The organism is Quisquiliibacterium sp. (genome assembly GCF_982640115.1).
The window spans coordinates 1-7,500 of sequence record NZ_CEXFHW010000185.1; the positions used below are offsets into that span (position 1 = coordinate 1).

A 7,500-nucleotide genomic window follows, 5' to 3' on the forward strand; every position below is an offset into this window, starting at 1 on the left:
CTGGGCCGTCAGCCGCAGACCGCCTCGCGCGCTCCAGTTGCCCGAGCCGGTGAGCTGCAGCGGACCGCTCAGGGTGCCGAGCGAGACGCTGGCCTGCGGCCCCGCGCCCACCACCTCGACCCGGTAGTGTCCCAGCGGACGCACCGGCGTCATCGCGGAAGACACCTGGCTGAACTCGATCGCGAAGCGACCTTCGACGGCATCGGCCCGCAGCAGCAGGGGCTCCCAGCGCAACGACAGCTCGGCGGCCGGCTGGATGGTATTCCATGGCGAGCCCAGTCGTGACAGATCGACCGCCGGCAGACGCAGCGCGCCCGGCTCCAGACGAAACTGCGCCAGCGAGCCGCTCAGCCGCAGCGGTCGCTCGGCGCCGGGCATCGTCACCGTGGCGTCGATGACGCCCAGGGGCAAGCCGGCCAGACGCAGTTCCCAGCGCAGGGGCCCCGGCAGCGCGAAGCCCGCCGTCACCGGCGTCTGCCCCGATCCGTCGAGCAGCACCAGCCGACCCTCGCCGCGCCACCAGACACCGCTGGCCTCGGCCAGGCGCACGCGATCATGCGAGAACTGGCGCAGGGCGGCATCCAGCCAGGAGGCCGGCCCGTGCCAGAGCGCCGCCGCGATGCCCGCCAGCGCGACGATCAGCGCGAGCATCAACCAGCGCCCCAGCGCCGTCGGGCGATTGGCCATCTCAGCCCGCCCCCGTGACGAAACAGCCGCACACGGTCATCAACCCGCCCGCCGCCGTGGCGCCTCGAGCACCACCCGCGCGCTCACCACCCCGGGCGCCGCCTCGCGGGTCAGCGACAGGTCGATCACCCGGGTGCGGGTCTCGGGCAGCGCGCCCGCCAGCCAGTTCAGCCAGCGCTCATGGCTGACGCCCCGGAACCTCAGCTCGATCAGTTCGCCGTTGAGTTCGATCTTCTGAAGCGCCGGCCCGAGCCCTGCCGCCGCCGCGGACTTCTCGAGCGCCAGCCGTACCTGGGCGGCCGACGCCGGCGCCGAAGCGCCGCGACCGGCGAGCGCGCCCGCCTCCTGGACCAGCGACTGGACCGTGGCAAGCTGGGCGCGCAGCACCGGCAATTCAGTGCGCAGCGCGGCCCGACCACGCCAGGCCGGTTCGATCAGGACCAGGAACACCGCGGCCAGCAGGAGCACCGAAGCCGCGAGCAGAACCAGCCGGCGCTCGCGGGGTGACACGCCGGCCCAGCTTGCGAGCAGCCGCTCCAGCATCTCAGCCCGCCACCGCGATGATCGCGAGCGCTTCGCCCTCGAAGCGCACCCGCAGCCCGGCCCGCGCGCCCTCGGCGATCAGGCGCTCGCGCGCCGGCGCATCAGGCGCAGCGGCCGACCAGCGCACCGTGAGCTGGCCGTCGCGGTACTCCACCGAGCCCGGTGGGCCCACCGCCGCCGGGGCGATGAGGCGGCTGAACCGGGCGAACAGCGGCAGGAAATCCTCGGGACCGCTCTGACCGGCAGCCAGCCGCAGCTCGGCCACCTGCCGCTTCATCTGCAGCAGCGGATCGACCACCACCTGCGCGCTCGGAAAGGCCTGGCGGAAGCCGGACTCCATGGCCGCGCGCAAGGCGGCCCGCTCCTGCGAGAGCTGCGCCCAGTGCAGGTTCAGCCCGGCGATGGCCACCAGCGCCGCGGCGGCACCCAGCGCGGCCGGCAAGCGCCAGGCCCGCCAGTCAATGCGCGCCAGCCAGCGGCTGCCCGAACTCCCGGCGCGACCCAGACTGAGGTCGATCGCCCCGGCCGGATCGACCCCCCAGGCAGCCGGCCGGAAGCGAACGCCGAACGCACGGGTCAGCTCGGCGAGCCCCGTGGGCTCTTCGTCGGGGAACCCGATGAGATCGATGTCCCGGGGGCGGGCAGCGCCACCGGCCGCCGCCTCGCCGCCGGAAGCCGCGGGATCTCGCCACCCGGCGGCACGCAGCAGGGCGGCGATCGACTCGATGCGGGCGGACGCGTCGGCCCCGGCCGCCCAGCCCAGCGATTCCTGCGGGCCGACGCGCAGCGCCAGCGAATCGGCAAGGCAGCCCAGGGTGGCCGCGCCGGCGCTCAGGGGCAGGACCTGCTGGGCCGGCCAGGCCGCAGCCACGCGGATGCCGCGGCGCTCGAAGGCACCCAGCACAAACTCCAGCCAGGCCCGGTCGATCACGGCCACCAGCCGCTGGCCATCGGGCAAGGCCGGGCCGGGCACCAGCGCGCAGGCGGCCGGATCCTGGAGCAGCTGCTCCTCGAGCAGGTTGGGCAGGGCGCGGGTCAGGCGCGCCGGACTGAGCGGCGGCAGGCTCACCCGGATGAGAGAGACATCGCGCGGATTGAGCACCAGCACCGCGGAGCGCATGCGCGGCAGGCTCTCCAGGCTGCAGCGCTGCGGCACCGCCCCGGGGGCGGCCCGCGGCATGAGCGCCATCAGCACTGGCTCACCGGCCAGTGCCCGCTCCCCCACGCCACGCGACGGGAGCCAGACGATGCCGTGTTTCAGAGCCGCTGCTGCCATACGATCTCGATCTTCCCGGATGCTCGCGACAGCAGTGTTTCGCTGACCACCTCGACGCGGTCGAAGCGTACCATCCCGCGCAGCAGGAAATAGCTCGAACCAACCCCCGTCAGCAGGGGCGACAGCACCGGCTGGCCGTTCATCTGCTGCGACGCCTCCTCCAGGCTGCGGAACACGCTGCGCTCGCGCCGCTCGACGAATCGGCGGGCGCCCGACAGCTCCAGGCCGGGCACCAGCGCGGCGATCACCTCGGCTGGCGCGGTGTTCAGATTCACCAGGCTGGGCAAGGGTGCGCCGGCCACGAAGGGAATCACTGTCACGAAGGGCTCCAGCCGGGCCACGATGGCGGGATCGAATCCCGGCAGGGCCAGCAGGTCGTCGAGCCGCACCAGCGGCGATGCCGCAGCCGGCAGGCTGCGCCCCTCCACCACGCGAGGCTGGCTGCGCATCAGCCGGGCCAGCACCGTGTCGACCAGGCTGTCGGGCAGGTCGAGCAGCGCGAAGAGCTGCCTCGCCGCCGCCAGGTGGGGCGCCGAGACCTGACCGGTGCCCAGGATGGCGACCAGGTTCAGACGACCCTGCATGTCGATCATCTGCCCGGTGAGGCTGCCGGGCCGGCTGTCATCACCAATGCGCGCGCCGGCAGTCACCGTCTCGTCCAGCCGGGTTTCGGCCACCGGCACGGCCCAGGGCTCGCCGAGGTGATCGACGGCGCTTGCCATGCCGTCGGAGCGCAGGATCACCTTGGCCCAGTCGACCGCCGCGCGCTCGATCCAGCGCACCTGCGAGAGCGCCAGTCGGTTCTCCACCGAGCGGGTGGTCACGCTCATGCGCAGGAACAGCGTGGCCACCACACTGGTGGCCAGGGCCACCACCAGCAGCGCGCTGATGATCGCCGCACCCCGGACGCGATGCGCCGCCGCACCGTGGGCCCGCGTCGCGCTGCGGACACGATCCGGCGCGCTCAATCCCGCACCCCGAAGACCCGCCGCAGCGGACCACTGCCACGGCGTTCGAGCACGATTTCGATCCCCACCGGTACCGCGGGCGCCTGCCCCGCAGGCGGCGGTGTCCGCGCCATGACGCCCAGCGCCGCGGCATCGACCCAGCCCGACCCCGGCATGAATCCGCGCCAGCGCACCGCGCTCACCCCGGACACCAGGGGCTGCCAGACCATGCCCGCCGGGGCGAGCGGATCGGGGTTGGCCGCCCCGTCCGGCGTCACCCCGCCCATGGTGGACGCTGCCGCATCCGCCACCGCGACCTGCCAGGGCGCGAAACCGCGCTCCAGCACCCCGGCGCGCAGGCGGTAGCTCACCCGCTGGATGGCGCCCGGCGCCGCGCTGCCCCCACCCTCGCGCAACAGGCTGAGCGGGGCCACGCCATCATCGGGCGCGGCCGCCGAGAACTGGATCGGCGATTCGCCGGGCAGGCGCAGCCGCACCGGCCAGGCCCGGCGCAGATCCTCTTCCAGCTGGGTGAAGCACACTGTGAGCGCGTCAAGTTCAGCCGCCGCAGCGGTCAGGCGCTCGCGCGAGCGCAGCACCGAATCGATGCCGCGCAGGGACAGCACCGCGATCACCGCCAGCAGCGCCACCGCAACGATCACCTCCAGCAGCGTGAATCCGCGCTGCCCTGCCGCGATGCGCCGCTTGCCCATGGCTCAGGCGTTGCCGCTGGTGACGAAGCCGGTCAGCCGCGCCAGCGGGCGTCGGCCACCGGCCTCGTAGACCGCGATCTCGACCCGCCGGAAGAACGGATTGGGCGTGGCGAAGACCTCTTCCTGGCAGACCAGCGCCACGCCCGCCTGCGGGCAGTCCTGGCGGTTCTGGCCGACCGGCGGCCAGTCGGACTGCACCCGCATCTGCGACAGCCGGTTCTCGGCGCTCCATTGCGCCAGCACGCGCAGGCGCAGATCGGCGCCCGCCTCGGTGAGCGAGCTCACCGCCCGCAGGCTGGCCATCAGCGCAACCGAGACGATGGCGAGCGCCACCAGCACCTCGACCAGCGTAAAGCCGCCACCGCGCGCGGAGCGGGTCACGGCAGCACCTCGAAGCGGCCCAGACCGTCGCCGGCCAGACGCACGCGGGCACCGGCGCGTGAAAGGGTGATCTCGAAGGGGGAGTCCACCGGATCGCGCCCAAAGACCAGGTCGGGGCGTCCATCTGCGCGCCGCAGCTGCCACACGGTGGGGGCGCTCCAGACGCGCTCGCGCAGTTCGGCGTCATTGCGCAGGGGCCGCCACTGCCGCCCCGAGTAGACCTGGAATCGGTAGCCACCGGCATCGGCCGACAGCCTCACCGGGGTGCCGCGCACCTGGGCCTCCTCGCGGGCCAGCGAGAGCAGCAGCGCGAGGCGTTCGGCCTCGTCGCGAAGACCCTGCCGCGGCCCCGGCCAGGCGCTGACCACCACCACCGACACGGCGACGCCGATCACCACCAGGGTGACCAGCACTTCGATCAGGGTGAACCCGGCGCCGCGTCGCTGCGCCGCAGGCCCCCGCGCTCTAGAGCGACCAGGAACCGATGTCGGCATCGGCCCCCGATCCGCCGGGCGCGCCGTCGGCTCCCAGGCTGAACACATCGATCTCGCCTTTCACGCCGGGATTGAGGTACTGGTAGGGCTTGCCCCAGGGATCGACCGGCAGCTTGTCGAGGTAGGCCTTCCAGTTGGCGGCCTCGGGGCCGGCGGCAGGCCGGGTGACCAGGGCCTGCAAACCCTGCTCGGTGGACGGGTAGCGCTGGTTGTCGAGCCGGTAGAGCTTGAGCGACTGCATGATCGCGGCGATGTCCTGGCGGGCCGCCACCGCACGGGCCTCGTCGGGCCGATTCATCACCCTGGGCACCACCAGCGCGGCCAGCACGCCGAGGATGACGATCACCACCATCACCTCGATGAGGGTGAAGCCACGCTGCGCGACCCGCCAGCCGATCTGTCCGGGAAATGCCATGCACGCTCTCCGAAGCACGCCGGACCGCGTGCCCGGCCGGGCTATGATATCAGCCGGTTCCGTCCTGCCGCCCCCACGCCTCCCCCCGCGCGGGCGTCCGATCCGCTCCGTTCAACCGCCCACCACGAGCCATGTCCGTTCCCCTCAGTGCCCTCCTTGCCGGGCTCAGCCGTCCTGCCTGGGCGGCGACGCTCGCGGCGGCGGCCCTGCTGGCGGCCACGGCCGGGCACTGGCTGGTCACGCTCGGGGCTCCCACGCCGCAACCCGGTCCGGCGACGGCTGCGGCAGGCGCGGGCGCCCCGCCCGATCTCGGCGCTGCGGCGCTGCTCTTCGGCCGCGCCGACGCCCCGGGCACCCAGACCGTCGCACCGGTCGCCCTCAACCTGCAGGTGCTGGGCGTGATCGCGGCCGGCCGTCTCGGCAGCGCCCTGCTCGCGATCGACGGCAAACCCGCGCGGGCCTACCGTGTGGGCGCAAGCCTGGGCCCGGGCCGCCAGCTCAAGGCCATCACCGACCAGTCGGTGCTCATCGACGACAACGGGCGCGAGGTCAGCCTGCCCGCACCTGCCCGCACCGCCACCACCGTGCTGAGCGCCGGCACGCCCGCGCCAAACGCATCCAAAGGACATTGAGGTCCCAGGCGGCTGGCGGCCCCATAATCCGCCCGCCCAAAGCCTTCCGGAACAACCCGTGTCCAGCGCCACCGGCCAGAGCACCCCCGCGCGCAAGTCCTTCAGGGAAACCCAGTTCGAGGTCCGGGAAGAAGCCATCCTCGACGCCACGCATCGCCTGCTGGCCCTGCACGGCTACGAGCTGATGTCGATGGACCACATCGCGGCCGATGTCGGCATCGCCAAGGGCAGCCTCTACAAGCACTTCGACTCCAAGGACGCGCTGGTCGGCGCGGTCATGGTTCGCCTGCTCAAGCGCACCCGTGATGCGCTGGCCGCGGTCGCCGGCGAGTCGGCCATCGCCCGGCTGGAAGGCCTGCTGCGCTGGACGCTCACTGAACGCCTGGGCGGCGGCATCCCGCACCTGCCGTCCACCAGCCAGTCCCTGCGCGACAGCCTGATGGCCAATCGCCACTATGTCGACGAACTGCTGCGTCTGTCCGACGAGGTGGGTGAACTCATCCGCGCGGCGCGCCAGGCGGGAGACCTGGCCGGTCACCTCGATGACGAGTTCATCCTCTACACCTTCTATGCCAGGGCCTGCGATCCGACGCTCGACTTCCTGCGGCTCGGCGCTACCATTCCCGATGAACGCATCGTCGACCAGATGGTCGCGGCCTGCTTCTCGGGCATCGGCGTTCGCCCCTACCCACTCGCGCCCGAACCGCCCGCATGACCCCGTACCTCGACCTGATGCGCCATGTGCTCGAGCATGGCGCGCCCAAGGATGACCGCACCGGCACCGGCACGCTGTCGGTGTTCGGCTGGCAGATGCGCTTCGATCTGGCCGCGGGCTTCCCGCTGGTCACCACCAAGAAGCTGCACCTGAAGTCCATCATCCACGAGCTCCTCTGGTTCATCTCCGGCGACACCAATGTGCGCTACCTGCGCGAGAACGGCGTCAGCATCTGGGATGAATGGGCCAGCCCCGAGGGCGAGCTCGGCCCGGTCTACGGCCATCAGTGGCGCCACTGGCCCACGCCCGACGGGCGCGAGATCGACCAGCTCGCCGAGGTGGTCAGCCGCATCCGCCAGGATCCCGACTCGCGGCGCCTGATCGTCTCGGCCTGGAATGTGGCCGATCTGCCGCGCATGGCGCTGGCGCCTTGCCACGCCTTCTACCAGTTCCATGTTGCGCAGGGCCGGCTCTCCTGCCAGATGTATCAGCGCAGCGCCGACATTTTTCTGGGCGTGCCGTTCAACATCGCGTCCTACGCCCTGCTCACCCACATGGTGGCGCAGCAGTGCGACCTGCAGGTGGGTGATTTCATCTGGACCGGCGGCGACTGCCACCTGTATCTCAACCACCTGGACCAGGCCCGCGAACAGCTCAGCCGAAGCCCCTTGCCGCTGCCACGACTCGACATCCTGCG

Annotated in this window: 11 protein-coding genes; 3 read left to right on the top strand and 8 right to left on the bottom strand. The window is 72.3% G+C overall.

Annotated elements, in window-relative coordinates:
* From gspN to gspG, 8 genes are all read right to left on the bottom strand, one after another.
* Positions 1-687: type II secretion system protein N (gene gspN / locus AC2H6A_RS16345; RefSeq protein WP_484274779.1), on the bottom strand; the 687-nt coding region annotated here is incomplete at its 3' end.
* A 39-nt stretch (positions 688-726) separates the two neighbouring features.
* A complete protein-coding gene (gspM, locus tag AC2H6A_RS16350) occupies positions 727-1,230 on the bottom strand; it encodes a type II secretion system protein GspM (protein ID WP_484274780.1) in 504 nt (167 codons plus the stop codon).
* 1 nt (position 1,231) lies between these two features.
* The gene (gene gspL, locus AC2H6A_RS16355) at positions 1,232-2,506 is read right to left on the bottom strand and encodes a type II secretion system protein GspL (protein WP_484274781.1); all 1,275 of its coding nucleotides are present in this window, start codon (positions 2,504-2,506) and stop codon (positions 1,232-1,234) included.
* On the bottom strand, positions 2,488-3,474 hold the full coding sequence (gene gspK, locus AC2H6A_RS16360) for a type II secretion system minor pseudopilin GspK (RefSeq protein WP_484274782.1): 987 nt from the start codon (positions 3,472-3,474) through the stop codon (positions 2,488-2,490). The genes gspL and gspK overlap by 19 nt, the downstream gene beginning before the upstream one ends.
* Positions 3,471-4,166 carry a type II secretion system protein GspJ gene (locus AC2H6A_RS16365; RefSeq protein WP_484274783.1) on the bottom strand — a complete coding sequence of 232 codons (696 nt, stop codon included), beginning with the start codon at positions 4,164-4,166 and terminating at the stop codon, positions 3,471-3,473. Before AC2H6A_RS16365 ends, gspK begins: the two co-directional genes overlap by 4 nt.
* Positions 4,167-4,169: 3 nt before the next feature.
* The gene (gene gspI, locus AC2H6A_RS16370) at positions 4,170-4,547 is read right to left on the bottom strand and encodes a type II secretion system minor pseudopilin GspI (RefSeq protein ID WP_484274784.1); all 378 of its coding nucleotides are present in this window, start codon (positions 4,545-4,547) and stop codon (positions 4,170-4,172) included.
* A complete protein-coding gene (locus tag AC2H6A_RS16375; RefSeq protein WP_484274785.1) occupies positions 4,544-5,089 on the bottom strand; it encodes a GspH/FimT family pseudopilin in 546 nt (181 codons plus the stop codon). The genes gspI and AC2H6A_RS16375 overlap by 4 nt, the downstream gene beginning before the upstream one ends.
* Positions 5,013-5,456: a type II secretion system major pseudopilin GspG gene (gspG, locus tag AC2H6A_RS16380; RefSeq protein ID WP_484274786.1), complete on the bottom strand. Its 444-nt coding sequence runs from the start codon at positions 5,454-5,456 to the stop codon at positions 5,013-5,015. Before gspG ends, AC2H6A_RS16375 begins: the two co-directional genes overlap by 77 nt.
* A gap of 131 nt (positions 5,457-5,587) precedes the next feature.
* On the opposite strand from gspG, the gene AC2H6A_RS16385 reads away from it, so the two are divergent.
* From AC2H6A_RS16385 to AC2H6A_RS16395, 3 genes are all read left to right on the top strand, one after another.
* The gene (locus AC2H6A_RS16385) at positions 5,588-6,088 is read left to right on the top strand and encodes a type II secretion system protein N (RefSeq protein WP_484274787.1); all 501 of its coding nucleotides are present in this window, start codon (positions 5,588-5,590) and stop codon (positions 6,086-6,088) included.
* A 58-nt stretch (positions 6,089-6,146) separates the two neighbouring features.
* Positions 6,147-6,803, top strand: coding sequence for a TetR/AcrR family transcriptional regulator (locus tag AC2H6A_RS16390; RefSeq protein ID WP_484274788.1), 657 nt, complete (start codon positions 6,147-6,149; stop codon positions 6,801-6,803).
* The coding region (locus AC2H6A_RS16395) for a thymidylate synthase (protein WP_484274789.1) at positions 6,800-7,500 on the top strand (701 nt) is incomplete at its 3' end. The genes AC2H6A_RS16390 and AC2H6A_RS16395, both read left to right, overlap by 4 nt.